The sequence below is a fragment of the Aeromonas sp. Marseille-Q7275 genome (genome assembly GCF_965119515.1).
Genome location: NZ_CBCPLW010000010.1, coordinates 115,407 through 132,716, shown reverse-complemented (window position 1 = coordinate 132,716; position 17,310 = coordinate 115,407). Strand labels below are relative to the sequence as shown.

Annotated in this window: 17 protein-coding genes; 9 read left to right on the top strand and 8 right to left on the bottom strand. The window is 57.5% G+C overall.

The window, feature by feature from the left end; genetic code table 11:
- Window positions 1-67: 67 nt before the first annotated feature.
- The 9 genes from pseB to ACWPWQ_RS11520 are packed head-to-tail and all read left to right on the top strand — an operon-like array spanning window position 68 to window position 8,296.
- Window positions 68-1,072: a UDP-N-acetylglucosamine 4,6-dehydratase (inverting) gene (gene pseB, locus ACWPWQ_RS11560; RefSeq protein ID WP_454009825.1), complete on the top strand. Its 1,005-nt coding sequence runs from the start codon at window positions 68-70 to the stop codon at window positions 1,070-1,072.
- The gene (gene pseC / locus ACWPWQ_RS11555) at window positions 1,069-2,211 is read left to right on the top strand and encodes a UDP-4-amino-4,6-dideoxy-N-acetyl-beta-L-altrosamine transaminase (protein WP_454009824.1); all 1,143 of its coding nucleotides are present in this window, start codon (window positions 1,069-1,071) and stop codon (window positions 2,209-2,211) included. The genes pseB and pseC overlap by 4 nt, the downstream gene beginning before the upstream one ends.
- Entirely contained in the window at window positions 2,202-3,047 is an 846-nt protein-coding gene (locus ACWPWQ_RS11550; protein WP_454009823.1) for an aldo/keto reductase, read from the top strand. Before pseC ends, ACWPWQ_RS11550 begins: the two co-directional genes overlap by 10 nt.
- A complete protein-coding gene (locus tag ACWPWQ_RS11545) occupies window positions 3,044-3,799 on the top strand; it encodes a cytidylyltransferase domain-containing protein (RefSeq protein ID WP_454009822.1) in 756 nt (251 codons plus the stop codon). Before ACWPWQ_RS11550 ends, ACWPWQ_RS11545 begins: the two co-directional genes overlap by 4 nt.
- Window positions 3,796-5,085, top strand: coding sequence for an aminotransferase class III-fold pyridoxal phosphate-dependent enzyme (locus tag ACWPWQ_RS11540; protein ID WP_454009821.1), 1,290 nt, complete (start codon window positions 3,796-3,798; stop codon window positions 5,083-5,085). Before ACWPWQ_RS11545 ends, ACWPWQ_RS11540 begins: the two co-directional genes overlap by 4 nt.
- Window positions 5,086-6,030, top strand: a complete 945-nt coding sequence (locus tag ACWPWQ_RS11535; protein WP_454009820.1) for a hypothetical protein — start codon at window positions 5,086-5,088, stop codon at window positions 6,028-6,030.
- Entirely contained in the window at window positions 6,012-6,575 is a 564-nt protein-coding gene (gene pseH / locus ACWPWQ_RS11530) for a UDP-4-amino-4,6-dideoxy-N-acetyl-beta-L-altrosamine N-acetyltransferase (RefSeq protein ID WP_454009819.1), read from the top strand. Before ACWPWQ_RS11535 ends, pseH begins: the two co-directional genes overlap by 19 nt.
- Window positions 6,572-7,630 carry a pseudaminic acid synthase gene (pseI, locus tag ACWPWQ_RS11525; protein ID WP_454009818.1) on the top strand — a complete coding sequence of 353 codons (1,059 nt, stop codon included), beginning with the start codon at window positions 6,572-6,574 and terminating at the stop codon, window positions 7,628-7,630. The genes pseH and pseI overlap by 4 nt, the downstream gene beginning before the upstream one ends.
- The gene (locus tag ACWPWQ_RS11520) at window positions 7,631-8,296 is read left to right on the top strand and encodes a class I SAM-dependent methyltransferase (protein ID WP_454009817.1); all 666 of its coding nucleotides are present in this window, start codon (window positions 7,631-7,633) and stop codon (window positions 8,294-8,296) included.
- A 50-nt stretch (window positions 8,297-8,346) separates the two neighbouring features.
- Here ACWPWQ_RS11520 and ACWPWQ_RS11515 read toward each other — a convergent pair whose 3' ends face one another.
- The 8 genes from ACWPWQ_RS11515 to ACWPWQ_RS11480 form a co-directional block, all read right to left on the bottom strand.
- Window positions 8,347-10,434, bottom strand: coding sequence for a motility associated factor glycosyltransferase family protein (locus ACWPWQ_RS11515; protein ID WP_454009816.1), 2,088 nt, complete (start codon window positions 10,432-10,434; stop codon window positions 8,347-8,349).
- Complete coding sequence (locus tag ACWPWQ_RS11510) at window positions 10,434-10,760, bottom strand: hypothetical protein (RefSeq protein WP_330847425.1); 327 nt, start codon at window positions 10,758-10,760, stop codon at window positions 10,434-10,436. The genes ACWPWQ_RS11515 and ACWPWQ_RS11510 overlap by 1 nt, the downstream gene beginning before the upstream one ends.
- The gene (gene fliS, locus ACWPWQ_RS11505; RefSeq protein WP_202045116.1) at window positions 10,757-11,179 is read right to left on the bottom strand and encodes a flagellar export chaperone FliS; all 423 of its coding nucleotides are present in this window, start codon (window positions 11,177-11,179) and stop codon (window positions 10,757-10,759) included. The genes ACWPWQ_RS11510 and fliS overlap by 4 nt, the downstream gene beginning before the upstream one ends.
- Before the next feature lie 20 nt (window positions 11,180-11,199).
- Window positions 11,200-12,594 (bottom strand): flagellar filament capping protein FliD, encoded by a 1,395-nt coding sequence (fliD, locus tag ACWPWQ_RS11500; protein WP_202045115.1) that lies wholly within the window; start codon window positions 12,592-12,594, stop codon window positions 11,200-11,202.
- Window positions 12,595-12,625: 31 nt separating this feature from the next.
- A complete protein-coding gene (locus tag ACWPWQ_RS11495) occupies window positions 12,626-13,075 on the bottom strand; it encodes a flagellar protein FlaG (protein ID WP_236661511.1) in 450 nt (149 codons plus the stop codon).
- Window positions 13,076-13,111: 36 nt separating this feature from the next.
- Window positions 13,112-13,975 carry a flagellin N-terminal helical domain-containing protein gene (locus ACWPWQ_RS11490; protein WP_454009815.1) on the bottom strand — a complete coding sequence of 288 codons (864 nt, stop codon included), beginning with the start codon at window positions 13,973-13,975 and terminating at the stop codon, window positions 13,112-13,114.
- 613 nt (window positions 13,976-14,588) lie between these two features.
- Window positions 14,589-15,464: a flagellin N-terminal helical domain-containing protein gene (locus ACWPWQ_RS11485; RefSeq protein WP_202045113.1), complete on the bottom strand. Its 876-nt coding sequence runs from the start codon at window positions 15,462-15,464 to the stop codon at window positions 14,589-14,591.
- A 608-nt stretch (window positions 15,465-16,072) separates the two neighbouring features.
- Entirely contained in the window at window positions 16,073-16,942 is an 870-nt protein-coding gene (locus ACWPWQ_RS11480; RefSeq protein ID WP_202045112.1) for a flagellin N-terminal helical domain-containing protein, read from the bottom strand.
- Between the last annotated feature and the right edge of the window lie 368 nt (window positions 16,943-17,310).

Sequence of the window (17,310 nt, the reverse complement as noted above, 5' to 3'; positions counted from 1 at the left end):
CTACAAGATATGGCATAGAATATGCTTTCCACTCTGACAGATACTCACTCCATAACGGGACTATGACATGTTCAACGGCAAAACGATCCTGATCACCGGGGGTACCGGCTCCTTTGGCAAGAAATTCATCGAGACGGTCCTCTCCCTGTACTCGCCGAGCCGTTTGATCGTCTATTCCCGTGATGAACTCAAGCAATTCGAGATGCAGCAGCGCTTCAACCACCCCTGCATGCGCTACTTCATCGGCGATGTGCGCGATGCCGAGCGGCTCAACATGGCCATGCACGGCGTGGACTTCGTGGTCCATGCCGCCGCCCTCAAGCAGGTGCCGGCCGCCGAGTACAACCCCATGGAGTGCATCAAGACCAATATCTATGGGGCGGAGAATGTCATCAAGGCGGCCCTCAACAACGGGGTCGAGAAGGTAATCGCCCTCTCCACCGACAAGGCTGCCAACCCGGTCAACCTCTATGGCGCCACCAAGCTCTGCTCCGACAAGCTGTTCGTCGCCGCCAATAATATGGCGGGCAGGCACCCGACCATCTTCTCCGTAGTGCGCTACGGCAACGTGGTGGGATCCCGCGGCTCAGTGGTGCCCTTCTTCGACCGGTTGATCAAGGAAGGGGCCAGCCGCCTGCCCATCACCCATGCCGAGATGACCCGCTTCTGGCTCACTCTGCAACAGGGGGTGGAGTTCGTGCTGACCAACTTTGTCCGCATGAAGGGGGGGGAAGTGTTCGTTCCCAAGATCCCGTCCGTGCGCATCACGGATCTCGCCAGCGCCATGGCCCCCGAGCTGCCCCAGGAGATCATCGGCATACGCCCGGGCGAGAAGCTGCACGAGGTGATGTGCCCGGCCGATGACTCCTACCACACCTATGAGTTCAAGGATTACTACGTCATCGCCCCCAGCATCACCTTCACGAGTCGCAACAATGACTTCGCGATCAATGCCCTGAAGGAGCAGGCGACCCTGGTCGAGCCCGGCTTCGAATACAATTCCCTCAATAATCGCCATTTCCTGTCGATAGAGGAATTGAAAACGATGAACCAGCAGGTGCTAGCCGAATGATCCCCTATGGACGCCAATCCATCACAGATGAAGATATCGAAGCCGTCGTTGCCGTCCTGAAGTCGGACTATCTGACACAGGGCGAGGCGGTCCCCGCCTTTGAACAGGGGCTGGCCGACTATTGCCATGCCCCCCATGTGATCGCCTGCAGCAACGGCACCACGGCCCTGCATCTCGCCTGTGCCGCGCTGGAACTGGGAGCGGATGACTGGGTCTGGGTCTCGGCCATCAGTTTCGTCGCCTCCGCCAACTGTGCCCGCTATTGCGGCGCCCAGGTGGACTTCGTCGATGTGGAACCCGATACCGGCAACCTCTGCGTGGCGGCGCTGCGCGAGAAGCTGCAAGGTGTTCAGGGCAGCGCTCGTCAGCCCAGGGCCCTGGTCGCCGTGCACCTGGCAGGCCAGCCCTGCGATCTTGCCGAGATTGGCGCCCTGTGCCGGCAATATGGCGTTCACCTCATCGAGGATGCCTGCCATGCCCTGGGGGCCAGCTATCAGGGGGACCCCATCGGCAGCTGTGCCCACAGCGACATGACCGTCTTCAGCTTCCACCCCGTGAAACCCATCACCACGGGGGAAGGGGGCGCGGTGACCACCCGCAGTGCCGAGCTGGCCGCCAGGCTTCGCCTCTATCGCAGCCATGGCATCACCCGGGACCCAGAGCGACTGAGCGTCGCCAGTCCGGGTGGCTGGTACTACGAGCAGCAGGTGCTCGGCTTCAACTACCGCCTGACCGACATCCAGGCGGCGCTGGGGTTAAGCCAGCTCGCTCGCCTGCCGCAGTTCATCGACAGGCGTCGGCAGTTGGCCGCCCGCTACGACGAGCTGCTGACCCGACTGCCGGTGCAGCCCCTGCGCCAGATGGATGACTGCAGCAGCGGCTATCACCTCTATGTGGTCCGGGTTCACGACCGGGACCGGATGTTTGCACAACTGAGGGAGGCCGGTATCGGCGTCAACGTCCACTACATGCCCATTCCGGCCCAACCCTATTACCGTGATCTCGGCCATGACCCCGCCGATTATCCCGGTGCCCAGGCCTATTACCGACAAGCCATCAGCCTTCCTCTGTTCCCTGCCCTCTCATCGGCCGAGCAGGACAAGGTCGTCGAAGCCCTGGAGTCGGTGCTATGCGCCTAGCCCTTGGCACTGTCCAGTTCGGCATCGATTACGGCATCAGCAACCGCACTGGCGAGGTTGCTGATGCCGAGCTAAACGCCATCCTGACTCTGGCCCGCAAGCTGGGGATGGATACCCTGGACACAGCCCGGGCCTACGGCAAGGCCGAGACAAGGCTAGGGCTTTGCAACACCGCCGACTTTCAAGTCATCACCAAGCTGTCACCGAACATCGACGCCGCGAACCTAGCCTCCTCTTTGGAGTCCAGTCTGCAACGACTGGCCCGAGCCAGCGTCGAGGGCCTGCTGCTGCACCGCAGCCAGGACGCCAGCCCTGCCCTGTTCGAGCAGTTGGCGGATTTTCAGCATCAGGGCAAGGTGGGCAAGGTGGGGGTCTCAGTCTACGCCCCCGAGGAGCTGGCACTCTGGCTGGATCAGGGTTATCCCCTGGAGCTGGTGCAGCTCCCCGCCAACCTGCTCGATCAACGCTTCCTGCGCTCGGGCTGGCTCGACCGGTTGCAGGCCATGGGGTGTGAAATCCATGTGCGATCCCTCTTCCTGCAAGGCCTGCTGCTGATGCAGCCGGCCCTTCGTCCCACTTATTTCGACGCCTTCAATGAACCGCTCGCGCGGCTGGATGGGTGGCATCCCCACCTCTCCCCCCTCCACAAGGCGCTCGCCCTGATCCCGGCCCTGCCCCAGGTCAGCCGCTTCGTGGTGGGGGTCTGTCATGCCCACGAGCTGGCGGCCATCGCCTCGGCTTATGCCCATCTGCATCCGTGCCATGACGACGACCTGGCCGCCCTCACCTGCAACGAGCCGACCCTCATCAACCCAGCCTTGTGGAGAACATCATGATCCTCGGGATCCTGCAGGCCAGAGCCAGCTCCAGCCGACTGCCTGGCAAGGTGCTCAAGCCCCTGCTCGGCGAGCCCATGCTCGCCCGCCAGATTGAACGGCTCAAGCGTTCGACCAGGCTGGAGCAGCTAGTGGTCGCCACCAGCGACCAGCGCGAGGATGAGGCCATTGCAGCGCTCTGCACCCAGCTGGGGGTACCCTGTTTCCGCGGTCCGCTTGACGATGTGTTGCAGCGTTTCCATCTGGCCGCACAACCCTTCGGGGCCAGCCAGATAGTGCGGCTCACCGGGGATTGCCCCCTCGCCGATCCCGCTCTCATCGACGAGCTTATCGAGCTGCATCTGACCGGCGGTTACGACTACAGCAGCAACTGCTGGGATCCCAGCTACCCGGACGGCCTGGACGCCGAGATCCTGAGTGCCGCCACCCTGGACTTGCTCGCCGAGCGCGCACACACCCCGGCCCAGCGCGAGCACGTGACCTACTACATCCGCCAGCATGAGGATCAGTTCAAGATAGGGACATTGAGCCGTATCCCCAGCCTGGCCCACCTGCGCTGGACGGTGGACGAGCCCGCCGACTTTGCCTTGGTCGAGCAGATTTATCAGCGGCTTTATCCGTCAAACCCGGCATTTGCCACCGGCGACATTCTCGCCTTGCTGGCGCGGGAGCCGGCGCTTGCGACCCTGAACACTCAACATCAACGCAATGAGGGGCTGGCAAGCTCGCTGGCCAAGGAGAACCACTCATGACCTCACGTTATCAGCATTCACTGGCGCTCTCCGCCCGGGCCGAGCAGAGCATTCCTTTAGGCTCCCAGACCTTCTCCAAGAGCCGCCTCTGCTTCCCCTATGGCGCCGCCCCGCTCTTTATCGAGCGCGGCCAGGGCGCCAGGGTATGGGACGTGGATGGCAACGACTATCTCGACTTTGCCAGCGGTCTGCTGGCCATCAGCCTGGGTTACTGCGACCCGGATGTGAACCAGGCCGTGCTGGAGCAGCTCAATCTGGGCTCCATCTTCTCACTTCCCCATCGGCTGGAAACCGAGGTTGCCGAACAGCTGATCGAGCTTATCCCCTGTGCCGAGATGGTGCGCTTTGGCAAGAACGGCACCGATGCCACCTCCGCCTGCATCCGCCTCTCCCGCGCCGTCACCGGTCGGGAGCGGGTCGCCGTCTGCGGCTACCACGGCTGGCAGGACTGGTACATCGGCTCCACCACTCGCCACCTGGGGGTGCCCGAGTGCGTACGCGAACTGACCCATCGCTTCGACTACAACGATCTGGGCTCCCTCAAGGCCCAGCTGGAGGCCCATCCCGGCGAGTTTGCCGCCGTGATCCTGGAGCCCATGAACGTCGCCTGGCCCACCCCTGAGTTCCTTCCCGGCCTGCGCCAGCTCTGCGACGAGCACGGCGCCCTGCTCATCTTCGATGAGACCATCACCGGTTTTCGCTTCCACCTCGGCGGCGCCCAGACCCTGTTCGGGGTCACTCCGGATCTGGCCGCCTTTGGCAAGGGCATGGCCAACGGCTTCCCCATCTCCGCCGTGGTGGGTCGCCGCCACTACATGGGCCGCATGGAGGATATCTTCTTCTCCGGCACCTTCGGCGGTGATGCCATCGCCCTGGCGGCGGCCAACGCCGTCATCAGGAAGATGCGCCGGCTCGACGTGCCCGCCAGACTGGCCGAGCGGGGCCAGCAACTGCTGAGTGGACTCGATACCCTGCTCCAGCAGTTGAACGCCCCGAGCTGGCTGCAAAGCGCTGGCCACCCGAGCTGGAGCTTCCTGCTCATCGGCGACTCGGCCAACCACTCCAGCTGGCTGCTGAAAAGCTACTTCATCCAGGAGTTGTGCAAGCGGGGCATTCTCAGCCTCGGCAGCCACAACCTCAATCTCGCCCACAGCGAACAGGACGTTCAAACTCTGCTGGCCGTCTATGCCGAAGTCCTGCCACAGCTTATCCGTCTGGATGCGGACAAGGCCATTCATCAGGCCCTGGATGGCGAACCCATCCAGCCGGTGTTCAAGGTGCGTTGAGTGCTGCCCCTGTGGATCTTCAGTGAAGGGGACAGAGTCCGGGGCCTGGGGCACCTCAGCCGTTGCAGCGCCTATGCGCAGGCCTGGCGGCAACAGGGCGGCGCCGTCCACTGGGTGGTCGAGGGCGATGATCTTGCCAGCGCCCTGCTCAAGGAGGAGTCCGTCAGTTGGGGATACTGGCAGCAACAACCCATCTCCCCACGGCAGGCGGTCGCCATCGTTGACTCCTACTCGGCCAGCCTGGCCACGCTTGAGAGCATCGCAGCCGGTTTCCTGCGGGTGATATATCTCGATGACACCGAGCGCATGGACTATCCAGAGGGGTTGGTGATCCACGCCAGTCCGGGCGCACCTGGCAACAAGTCCGGCCCCGCGCTATGGCAGTGGGGGCCCGGCTGGCAACCTCTACGCCCCCCGTTCTGGTCTGTTCCAGCCCGAAACCGGGTTCCCGAGCGTATCGAGCGCATCCTGATCATCATGGGGGGAACCGATGTGCGCGATCTCACTCCCGGGTTGGTCATCTGGCTACGCCAGCACTGTCCTGAGGTGGAGCTGGACGTCATCATCCGGGAGCACGATCCGCGGCTGTCGGGATGCAGGCAACATCACCGTCTCGATGCCAGCCAGATGGCCGCTCTCATGTGTCGCTGCGATGTGGCCATCGGCAGTGCCGGACAGGTGACCTATGAGCTGGCGCGCTGCGGTCTGCCGGGCATCCTTGTCGGTGTTGCCGACAATCAGGCAAGCCAGCTGGCTGGCTGGTGCGGCCCGGACGCCTTCCTCTCGGGCGGCTGGTGGCATGATGCCGACTTGCTCTCCCGGCTGGAACAAGGGCTGGCAAGACTGGCGGCTCCGGACGAACGCACCAGACGAGCACACAAGCTGCAAGCGCTGATGGCAGGAAACGGCACCCTGGAGGCCCTCTCATGGCTCAACCAGAGATAAACCTGCAGCGCCGCTTCGAGCTGGCCGGTGTCACCCTCATCCCTTTCGCCATGCTGGACGAGCAGCAGATAGTGGCGGTCTGGCAGATGCGCACACATCCAGACATTGCGCACTGGATGAACAGTGGCGGCGACATCAGCCTGGAATCACATCGCACCTTCATGGCTCGCCAGCATCAGGACACCCGCAACATCAACTATCTCTGCCAGGACAACGCGGGTCCTGTCGGCGTCATCTCCCTGCACCGGCTTGACTGGCACAATCGCCTGGCCTGGCTCGGGATCTATCGCAATCCCTGGCGCAGCGAGAAACGGCTGGGCGCGCGCCTGCTGACCGCCGTCAACCAGCTCGCCTTCGAGATCGCCCGCCTGCACACTCTTAAGCTGGAGGTCGTCGCGGACAATGAAAGAGCCATTCAAGCCTATCTGAGAGCAGGCTTTCGCCATGAAGGCGCCTGGCGGGAGGCCGTCTATCGCCCCCATACAACAAACCATGTGGATCTCGTGCTGATGGGGATCACTGAACAGGAGTGGACACATTCATGACCCAAACCATGGCGAGTGCCATCAATCCGGATCGGTGTTTCATCATCGCCGAGCTGTCTGCCAACCACGGCCACTCCCTGGAGACGGCGCTGGCGACGGTACGGGCGGCCAAGGCGTGCGGCGCCGATGCCATCAAGATCCAGACCTACACGGCCGACACCATCACCCTGGATTGCGACAACGAGTATTTCCAGATCAATCAGGGCACCATCTGGGATGGCACCACGCTCTACAAGCTCTACCAAGAGGCCTATACCCCCTGGGAGTGGCATGCTGCCATACAGGCCGAGGCGCACAAAGAGGGGCTGATCTTCTTCTCCACCCCCTTTGATGTTACCGCGGTCGATTTTCTGGAAGAGCTCAAGGTTCCCCTCTACAAGATCGCCTCGTTCGAAATCACCGACATTCCCCTGATCGAATACGCGGCCAGCAAGGGCAAGCCGATGATCATCTCGACCGGCATCGCGACCCTGGCCGATATCGATGCGGCCGTGCAGGCCTGCCGCCGCATGGGCAATCAGGATATTACCCTGCTCAAGTGCACCTCCTCCTACCCCGCCCCGGTAGAGGAGGCCAACCTGCTCACCATGCCCAATATGCGACAGACATTCGGGGTGAAGGTGGGCTTGTCGGATCATACCCTGGGCGAGGCCGTGGCCATGGCCGCCACCGCACTGGGGGCTCGCGTGATTGAAAAACACTTCATTCTGGATCGCGCCCTCGGTGGGCCGGATGCCTCCTTCTCCATGACACCGGACGAGTTTTCCCATATGGTCGACGGGATCAGGCAGGTTGAGGCCGCCCTGGGCGAGGTCTGCTACAGCCTCAATGACAAGGCGATGGCAAACCGGCACTTCTCCCGCTCACTCTTCGTCTGTGAGCCGATGAAAGCAGGAGAGGTCTTTACCCCCCGCAATGTGCGCTCCGTCCGCCCTGCGGATGGATTACCCCCGGTTCACCTGCCCTCCCTGCTGGGTCGCCGTGCAAGCCAGGATATTCAGGCTGGCACACCGCTGGCATGGTCATTGATTGCCCAAGTTGCCGAGGAGCAGTAGATGCAACAGAAAAACGTCTTTATGGCCCAGGAAGGGAACGAGTGGTACGAGCGCAACAAGGCCGCCATCCTCGAGAAATCTCTGGCGAGTGACCCCATCTTCAAGGCGCTGGAATACCTGGGCAGCAAACCTGCCAGGATCCTGGAGATAGGCTGTGCCAACGGCTGGCGGCTGGCGCAGCTGGCCGAACACTACGGCGCCCGCTGCTATGGGGTGGATCCGTCCGCCAGCGCCATCCAGGATGGGCTCTCCCGCTACCCAGGGTTGCACCTCACCGTGGGGACGGCCGACAGCCTGCCCGAGATAGAGCCGGTCGATCTCATCATCTTCGGCTTCTGTCTCTATCTGTGCGACCCCCAGGATCTGTTCAGGATTGCCGCCGGCAGTGATGCCCTGCTGGCTGATCGGGGCCTCATGACCATACTGGATTTCAATCCGCCGGCCGGACACTATCGTAACGACTATCAGCATCACGCCAATCTCTTCAGCTACAAGATGAATTACGGAGAGTTGTTTGGCTGGCACCCGGGCTACCATCGCCTGTTTGAACACGTGCAGCATCACGACGGTGGTGCCGAACTGGAGCCAGATGCGCTGATCTCGGTGCAGATCCTGCGAAAAGATGTCCGCCTGCTCGCGGCGCAGAATCCTTATCCCAAGGGATAAAAAAACACCGACCCAAGGGTCGGTGTTTTTATTTGCTTAAATTTTTTCCTTTATTTCCTGAACAACGCCATCACTTCGTTATCTATCATATCGACGCTGTCGAGTGCCCTCGGATACATCTCTCTGACTTTCGCCAAGAACTCCAACCAGAGTTCGATGGCCGGTTTCATCAGCACCAGCGTCTCCTCCTCCCCCTTGAAAGAGTAGAGAATGGAGCTCAGCAGGGTAAATACATAATTCATCGACCCTATCATAGTCTGTGAAATATGCTGCTGGCGTGTGGAAGAAATCTGGGCAAGATAGCCAAAGTTGCGCAGCATCAACTGATTTACCTCATTGCGAGACGCGAAATCCTGTTGCCATTCGGCCACCATCTTGTCGATGAAAATATTGAAAAACTCGACGTCAAGCAGCGAAGATAAATCTTCCTTGCACAAAGGAATCGGGGCACAGAGCGCCACTATCTCCCCCAGCAGGGCGGACTTGTTAACCGGCATAGAGAGGCTTATCTCGGTACTTGGCAGGGCCCTCGCCTTCTCTATCCTGGCACCATCACTGCTATTGAAGCAGCGAACATCTTCATTGGCAGCCAGCACCTGCTCGATCACCCGTCGCGAGGTATCAAACATGGCATTGCTGATCACCATGCCACCGAAATTCCCTTCGCGCCACCACTGGCTATCGCCATACATCATGTCGCCCAGCGCCCCAGCACTCTCCTCATTGTTATAATACGAGCTGAGCTTGGAATGATGGTGCCCCTTGTGCTTGTAGCCGTTATCCAGACCGAACAGATACAGGTTTTTAAAACCAAGGTGGATGGGGGCACTGACACCTATATTGCCCACCAGGGGATTCACCCCACCAAGGGCGGCGCAGGCGTTCAAATGGGGGAAGTAATTATGGTAAAGAGCAGCCCCGGGCTCACTGAGTTTGAATGCAAGCGCCGAACGGTTGAATAGCGAGGCGCAGTCGGGATGAATGACATCCGTACTCAGGAACAGGACATCGCGCAGGTAATCAGGATCGTTCAGATTGATCAGAAAGTCATAGACTATCTTGGTCCGCTCCGTCTCAACGTGAATATCCGGCTTGATGCCGACCTTGTGCAAGGCTGAAATAGCGCTGCCACAGGATATGATGATGGCCTTGTCTTTGTTTTTCTCGATGACAGAGATGGCATCATCCAGCGAAGGACCATTGGCAATAATAAAGACAGGCGTCCGAGAATAACCAGATGGGATCCGCCCCCCCTTTTTCAAAAAGGGTACAGCACGCTCGATATTATTGATGGTGTGAGACAGAGCTATCAGATTGTCATCGAAGAAGCCCCACCCCATGACCAGCAAATAATATTCCTGCTGCAGCTTCTCTATCAACTTTCTTAGCTTCTCGTTCTGATAGCCCCACATGATGAAAGCGTTGGCGATCAGGAAAGAGCCACGGCTGTGAATGGCAGCAGAAAAATCTCTTACTATGGTTTCTTCATCCTGCCCCAGCAGAATATGCAACCCCAGATTCTCCTGATGCAGGTAAGTCAGCAATGGCGCCCAGTCGAAGCAGAACAGGGAGGCGTAGAAGAGATCCAAGTCCGGTTCGAACAGAAAGAGAGTACCGATCTTACACCTTTCATAGAGATAACCGAGGTGATACCCCAGGCCGACTCCGAAGACCAGGGCACTCGGTACCTCATGGGGTACCTGGCCGAGCATCTCTTTCCTCGCAGAAATGTCGTCAAGATAGGCATTGAGCTTGTTGAGGTACTCGACATGCATAAAGCCGAGGGGGTTGGCCTCCTGGCTGAAGGAGAACCTGGACAATTCCCCCTTCTCCATAAACTCCTTCACCAGCGTCTCACAGATGAGATATGGTTCGGCACCGTACACGGCGACATCATCATCCAACCAGGCCAGATTGGGTTGACCGTTTTCAGTGCAGAAGAACTTGAATGGACGGGCGGGCTTATAGTCCTCATACATGTCGGCGATATGAGGAATATATTGGCGAAACGCCGCCATATTTTGTGCGAAGCGAAGGGGCAATGCCACCTTCATGGCCTCTTCCTGCTCTGCTTGCTGCTGAAGTCGCAGTGCATCCTGCTCCGCTTTTATCAGGATTGCATCAATATTGCCTGGCATCAGAACTCCTTGCTGTTTGCACGATACGCTTGCCCAGCTCTGTTGGCTTTCCCAACATGAGTCAGCTGTTCGAGAATGGCGTGATGATGGCTGGCTGCCAGGGCTTTCGTGCTCTCTTCTTGAATTGACAGTTCGCCAGCCAGGGCTGCAACAGCTTGTTGTTGCTCAGGTTCATCTTGAGCAAGCTGCATCAGACGACCTATCAGCGCCAGCCGCTCATCCATGCACAACAGGGCCTCATCATATTGCTGCTGCTGCAATAGTGCGTTCATCAAGCGGGTATTTTCCCGCAGTGCGTCATCGAGCTCGGTGAGAATGGCTCTCACAGCTCACCCAACTGTTGTCTCATCTGATAGCCCTGCTGTTTTTCAGCCTCGGGCAATTGATCCCAACCGGATTTGATGGTCAGCATCAGTCCCATGACCTCTTCAAGAGGGGCGATATCGCGTGCCAGACTGGCATCCCAGATACGTTCGTCCATATAGGCGTAAAGCCCATAAAGGTCTTCTGCCATGGCGCCCTGACTCATATCCAGCGCATCCTGCAAACCATGCAGTAATCCCTGCGCCTTGGAGATGGCTATCGACTTGGCTTCCATGTCCTGGCGTTCGATGGCCCCCTTGGCTTGTGCCAGACGTTCCAGGCACCCCTGCATCATCAGTTGAATGACACGGTGAGGATCCGCCGTGGCCAGATCGGCTGCTAGGTTGCCTGAGGTATAGGCTTTGATGTTGCGCTTGTACATATTTCAATACTCTCGATCTATCAAGATTTCTGATAATTCGTCTGCAGAGTGGATAATGCAGAGGCCGAGTTGTTCATCTTGACCAGCAAGGCATCCAGGCTGCCATATTGGGCACGCAGTGAGGCTTCATATTTTGCCAATTGTGCACTGGCCGTTGCGGTTTTCTGGGTAAGAGCACGCAAGTCCGAGTTCAAGACATCTTCTCGTTGTGCCAGCATGCCACCGCTCTTGGTATATTCTTTCAAGCCGGTATTCAAGGTGCCCGCCAGGCCCTTCTCTCCGCCAAACAGGGCCACAACCTGATCGAAGTTCTTGTCGACGGCTTCGCCAAACTTCGTCTTGTCGAGAGAGAGCTTGCCCTTGTTGTCCATCTTGATACCGACCTCGAAGATGGTGGAGTAGGTACCGCTGTTCTGGGAAGGGCTGACCAGCAGATTGCTCATGAATGATTCGATGGCTCTTGTAGTTGAGTCACCGGCCAGGGCGCCGCCATCGTCCTGCTTCACGCCACCCACGAAGGTGTTACGCTTGCCCAGGGTATTCATCTTGTCTTGCAGGGTGTTGTAACCATCCACGAACTGCTGGACAAGCTCCTGAATAGAGGTCTTGTCGGTCGTAATATCGACCTTGTTTGCCTTGAGATCCCCCACACTGTCTTTATCCGACACGCGCAACACAGTCACCTTGAGGTCCTGGATAGAGTCATCAAAGGTGTTGGTGTCGCTCTTGAGGACGTTGCCATCCACGGAGATCTCTGCACTGCTGGCAGCCCGGGTCTGGTTCATGACACCGCCCCCCGACTCGAAGATGGCGAGCTCCGCCGTATCCCCGGTGATGGTCAGGTCCTTGCTATCGCCCGAAATGCCGGAATCGATCACCAGCTTGGCCTTGCCATCCGCCGTGTTCACTATGTTGGCGCTGAGGCCGAAGTTGTCGCCATTGCTGTTGATGCTCTTGCGAATGTCTTGCAGGGTATCGCCCGCTTTCACATCCACCTTGAACGTCTTGTCGCCGGCCTTGAACGTCAGTTGCCCATCCTGGGTGGCCAGAGAGGTGGTGGAACTATCGAAGATCCCTTCCTGACGGCTCGTTTGTGCCAACTTATTGACGATGATGTTGTATTGCCCATTGGAGGCGCCAGATTTGCTCTCCACCTTCAGTACGGGGTCGTCTTTGCTCTGGGTAATGTTGATGGCGCGCTTGTTGAAAGCACCGGGGGCACTCAGCTTGTCGAGGATGTCGGTGAAGGCAGAGATGGAGGATTTCAACTGACCTATGCCAGACAAGGTGATCTGGGTGCTGTTTTGTTTGGTGACGATCGGTTGTTGCAACTGGGCTTTTTTCGCTGCCACACTCGCCGAGATCACACTTTCAAGATCGAGCCCGGATCCCGCCCCCGCAGAGGTAATTGCCATACATCCTCCTGTCTATCGACTTAAAATTGGGTCACACCTGACCATCGAACAGCAGCCCAGAGAGACCGGCTCCATTGCCATTCGCCTGATCCATGGATTGCAACCTCTTGCTTATCAAGAGCATTTCCTCGCTCGGGATCTGACGGATAACCTGCTTGGTCTCCGCATCTATCACCTTGATCACCGGCTGGTCAAATTCGGGGACCAGACTGAAATTGATGGTCCATCCCTTCAACTTGCTCAAATTGTCCAATCTTTCTTGCAATTCTTGGGCCTGTTTTTCCATATAGGCCTTGTCCATACGCGACTCTGACGCCTTGACCTGTGCCTGTGATGCCTTGGCTGTCGGCTCGACACTGGTCTGCTCGACCACATCCTCTCCATTGGATACCGATGGAGAAACAGCCATGGCGGCCTGGGGGCCGCCATGTTGAGTCAGCGTCGAAGTAACAGAAGGCATGGCTATCGATTCATTGGCCATCTGCTGCTCCTCATGTCAATTGACGGTTGAACCGACTTAGCCCAGCAGCGACAAAGCCGACTGCGGACGCTGGTTGGCCTGGGCCAGGATGCTGGACGCGGCCTGCTGCAGAATGTTCTGCTTGGTCATGTTGGCGGTTTCGGTCGCAAAGTCCGCATCACGGATACGGGAGCGCGCGGCGCTGACGTTCTCGGAGATATTGGCCTGGTTGCGAATGGTCGAATCCAGACGGTTTTGCACCGCACCCAGTTCGGCACGCTTGCCGTCCACCACCCCCAGCATGGCATCAACAGTCGCAAGAACATCTTGAGCCTGAGACTGCGTACCGATATTGATCCCACTCGCGGTCGCGAAAACGGTCGCAGCCGTACTACCTGCTGCTGCAGCGATACCAGAAATACTGAATCCATCAGCTTGGCTAAGGCTGAAACCGATAGTCTGATTGGCATCCGCCCCTACCGGGAAGTTACCACCATAACTACCGTCCAGCAGCTTGGTCCCAGCAAAAGTTGTATCCTTGGAAATACGGTTGATTTCGGACCCCAATTGATCCACTTCCTTCTGCAGTGCTTCACGATCCTTGGCGGAGTTGGAGCCGTTGGCAGATTGCTGGGCCAGGGTGCGCATGCGCTGCAGCATGCCGGTCACTTCATCCATGGCCCCTTCAGCGGTCTGCGCCAGGGAGATAGCGTCGTTGGCATTGCGGTTACCCTGATCCAAACCGTTGATCTGGGAGGTCAGACGGTTGGAGATCTGCAGACCGGCCGCATCGTCCTTGGCGCTGTTGATGCGCAGGCCGGAGGCCAGGCGGGTGTAAGAGGTATCCAACGACTTGGTGGTGTTCATCAAGTTACGCTGGGCGTTCAATGATGAAGTGTTGGTATTGATAAACATGGCCATAAAAGATTTCTCCTGATGAACAAGAAACTGCGGGCTCTGTTTGCATCTATGCAGTCAGGATCCCACCGTTCAGATGGACAGATTGAACGGTCTGTGCCATCTGGCGGGTCCCTTGTTTGAACGGACATAGGACCCGCAGTTGCGCAAATGCTGGTTTTCCGAACACCCCACAATTTGCTTCATCCTTTGTAGCGGCAGTCCCATCAGAAGCTTTAGGACATTTATTGCCGCTCTCATCAACAAAGAGGCAAATGCCTTCCGCTCAGAGACTGATGACGGTTAACCAGACCGTTGGCCGATCCCGTTTGGACCAGAAGGTTTTGTTCATATTGGATTCAGTCCAGAAAGTTCAACTGGCATAGTTTATGCTGGATACTTCTCGTCGCCACTTTTCTGGCGCCAATAAAAAGGCCGACAATAGTCGGCCATTGAAGAGTTTATGCTCAGGAGAGCCGCTTCGAGAGTGGCAGAGTGAACGACTGCACAACACTCGAGAAGATGCACCAACAAGATAATCTCTCTTTCGATAGGACAAGGCGTAAATCCGAACACCCCATTGTTCCATCTTTTCTTACCAGGGCGGCCTGAACAACCGCCCTGTTCTTTTTGCTGATTAGCCCAGCAGTGACAGGGCAGACTGCGGACGCTGGTTGGCCTGGGCCAGGATGCTGGAAGCAGCCTGTTGCAGGATGTTCTGCTTGGTCATGTTGGCGGTTTCGGTGGCGAAGTCCGCATCACGGATACGGGAGCGGGCGGCACTGACGTTTTCCGAGATATTGGACTGGTTGCGAATGGTCGAATCCAGTCGGTTCTGCACCGCACCCAGCTCGGCACGTTTGCCATCCACAACCCCCAACATGGCATCTGCTGCAGCCAACACAGCTTGAGCCTTACTCTGAGAACTAATACTTATACCACCGGCAGTTGAGCCACTTACGAACACACCGGCAACTGTTGCATCAGTCGCTGCTGCGGCAATCCCTGAAATACTGAATCCGCCAGCCTGGCTCAAGCTAAAGCCAATAGTCTGGTTCGCATCCGCCCCCACTTGGAAAGTACCACCATAACTACCGTCTAGCAGCTTAGTGCCAGCGAAGGTAGTATCTTTGGAAATACGGTTGATTTCGGATCCCAGTTGATCCACTTCCTTCTGCAGGGCCTCACGATCCTTATCTGAGTTGGAGCCGTTGGCAGATTGTTGCGCCAGGGTACGCATACGCTGCAGCATGCCGGTCACTTCATCCATGGCCCCTTCAGCGGTCTGCGCCAGAGAGATACCGTCGTTGGCGTTGCGGTTGCCCTGATCCAGACCATTGATCTGGGAGGTCAGACGGTTGGAGATCTGCAGCCCCGCAGCATCATCCTTGGCGCTGTTGATGCGCAGGCCGGATGCCAAACGGGTGTATGAGGTATCCAACGACTTGGTGGTGTTCATCAAGTTACGCTGGGCGTTCAATGATGAAGTGTTGGTATTGATAAACATGGCCATAAAAGATTTCTCCTGATGAACAAGAAACTGCGGGCTCTGTTTGCATCTATGCAGCCAGGGTCCCACCGTTCAGATGGACAGCTTGAACGGTCTGTGCCATCTGGCGGATCCCCTGTTTGAACGGACACTGGACCCGCAGTTGCGCAAATGTTGGTTTTCCGAACACCCCTCGATTTGCTTCACCCTCTGTAACGGCAGTCCCATCAGAAGCTTTAAGCAATTTATTCAACCTCCCCACGTAAAAAACTGGCAACAGCCCTACTCCAGGCGACGTGGCCTCAAAGCCCTGTCGTCACGAGACACTCCGACGCCACTCATGAATGTCTACGCAATAGAAATTGGCATGTTTTATGCTGAGGTTTATGTGTCGCCAGTTTATCGGCGCCATAAAAAAGGCCGACAATGTCGGCCAAAGAAGAGCTTACGCTCAGGAGAACAACCTCGAGGGTGACAGAGTGAACGATCTGCGCAACACTCGAGGGGTAATACCAATAAGAGAAACTCTCTTTCGATAGGACAAGGCGTAAATCCGAACACCCCATTGTTCCATCTTGCTTACCAGGGCGGCCTGAACAACCGCCCTTTTCTTTTTCTCGGCATCAGAGCCCTTAGTTTTGCAGCAGGGAGAGCGCAGACTGCGGACGCTGGTTGGCCTGAGCCAGAATGCTGGAGGCCGCCTGTTGCAGGATATTCTGCTTGGTCATATTGGCCGTTTCAGTGGCAAAGTCTGCATCACGGATACGGGAGCGCGCAGCACTGACATTTTCCGAGATATTGGCCTGGTTGCGAATAGTGGAATCCAGGCGATTCTGCACTGCCCCCAATTCGGCACGCTTTCCATCCACGATTTCCAGCATAGCATCCACAGCTCCCAGCACGCTCTGAGCATTGCTCTGACTGCTGACGCTAATACCTCCAGCTGTTGAGCCACTGACAAAAACCGTGGTTACAGATGCTGCTGTCGCAATACCAGAAATACTGAATCCCCCACCCTGAGTCAGGCTGAAACTGATAGTCTGGTTGGCATCCGCACCGACCTGGAAGGTACCGCTAAAAGAACCATCCAGCAGCTTGGTTCCTGCGAAGGTGGTTGCGCTGGAGATACGGTTGATCTCGGCGCCCAGTTGATCCACCTCTTTTTGCAGGGCTTCACGATCCTTGGCAGAGTTGGAGCCGTTGGCAGATTGCTGAGCCAGAGTACGCATGCGCTGCAGCATACCGGTCACTTCGTCCATGGCGCCTTCTGCGGTCTGCGCCAGGGAGATGCCGTCGTTGGCGTTGCGGTTGCCTTGATCCAAGCCGTTGACCTGGGAGGTCAGACGGTTGGAGATCTGCAGACCCGCCGCATCGTCCTTGGCGCTGTTGATGCGCAGGCCGGAGGCCAGACGAGTGTAGGAGGTGTCCAGAGATTTGGTGCTGTTCATCATGTTACGCTGAGCGTTGAGCGATGAAACGTTGGTATTGATATACAGACTCATAATTTTTCTCCTAAGCTATTAAATTTTATCTTTAATTCACTCAGGCTTTATTTTGTTTTGTGCCTGATATGTTTAGTTAACGGCGCTGTTTGGTAAGACTTTAATTTCTTTTTTCTGCCTTTTTGGCAGTAATCGCCGCCTAATCTATATATCGGCCTCTATTTCCCAGCCTTGAGAAAAAAATCAGAATTTTTGTCGCTGACCCCCAACCGACCCGCAGATAGGTGGCCAGATCCCGCACCCGCTGGGTCTGTGCTGCCAGTCACCCGTCCTCTCCTGCCCCCCAGAAACCCGCTCTAGCTCCCACTTTTGCATACCGGCATTGCTCACACGCGCCCCTTGCCCCTAAAATCGCCGCCCCATCATTT

Bases quoted from the DNA above. Each gene is read 5' to 3' on its own strand.
- pseB (WP_454009825.1), top strand. From the start codon at position 68: ATGTTCAACGGCAAAACGATCCTGATCACCGGGGGTACCGGCTCCTTT.
- pseC (WP_454009824.1), top strand. From the start codon at position 1,069: ATGATCCCCTATGGACGCCAATCCATCACAGATGAAGATATCGAAGCC.
- ACWPWQ_RS11550 (WP_454009823.1), top strand. From the start codon at position 2,202: ATGCGCCTAGCCCTTGGCACTGTCCAGTTCGGCATCGATTACGGCATC.
- ACWPWQ_RS11545 (WP_454009822.1), top strand. From the start codon at position 3,044: ATGATCCTCGGGATCCTGCAGGCCAGAGCCAGCTCCAGCCGACTGCCT.
- ACWPWQ_RS11540 (WP_454009821.1), top strand. From the start codon at position 3,796: ATGACCTCACGTTATCAGCATTCACTGGCGCTCTCCGCCCGGGCCGAG.
- pseH (WP_454009819.1), top strand. From the start codon at position 6,012: ATGGCTCAACCAGAGATAAACCTGCAGCGCCGCTTCGAGCTGGCCGGT.
- pseI (WP_454009818.1), top strand. From the start codon at position 6,572: ATGACCCAAACCATGGCGAGTGCCATCAATCCGGATCGGTGTTTCATC.
- ACWPWQ_RS11520 (WP_454009817.1), top strand. From the start codon at position 7,631: ATGCAACAGAAAAACGTCTTTATGGCCCAGGAAGGGAACGAGTGGTAC.
- ACWPWQ_RS11515 (WP_454009816.1), bottom strand. From the start codon at position 10,434: ATGCCAGGCAATATTGATGCAATCCTGATAAAAGCGGAGCAGGATGCA.
- fliS (WP_202045116.1), bottom strand. From the start codon at position 11,179: ATGTACAAGCGCAACATCAAAGCCTATACCTCAGGCAACCTAGCAGCC.
- fliD (WP_202045115.1), bottom strand. From the start codon at position 12,594: ATGGCAATTACCTCTGCGGGGGCGGGATCCGGGCTCGATCTTGAAAGT.
- ACWPWQ_RS11495 (WP_236661511.1), bottom strand. From the start codon at position 13,075: ATGGCCAATGAATCGATAGCCATGCCTTCTGTTACTTCGACGCTGACT.
- ACWPWQ_RS11490 (WP_454009815.1), bottom strand. From the start codon at position 13,975: ATGGCCATGTTTATCAATACCAACACTTCATCATTGAACGCCCAGCGT.
- ACWPWQ_RS11485 (WP_202045113.1), bottom strand. From the start codon at position 15,464: ATGGCCATGTTTATCAATACCAACACTTCATCATTGAACGCCCAGCGT.
- ACWPWQ_RS11480 (WP_202045112.1), bottom strand. From the start codon at position 16,942: ATGAGTCTGTATATCAATACCAACGTTTCATCGCTCAACGCTCAGCGT.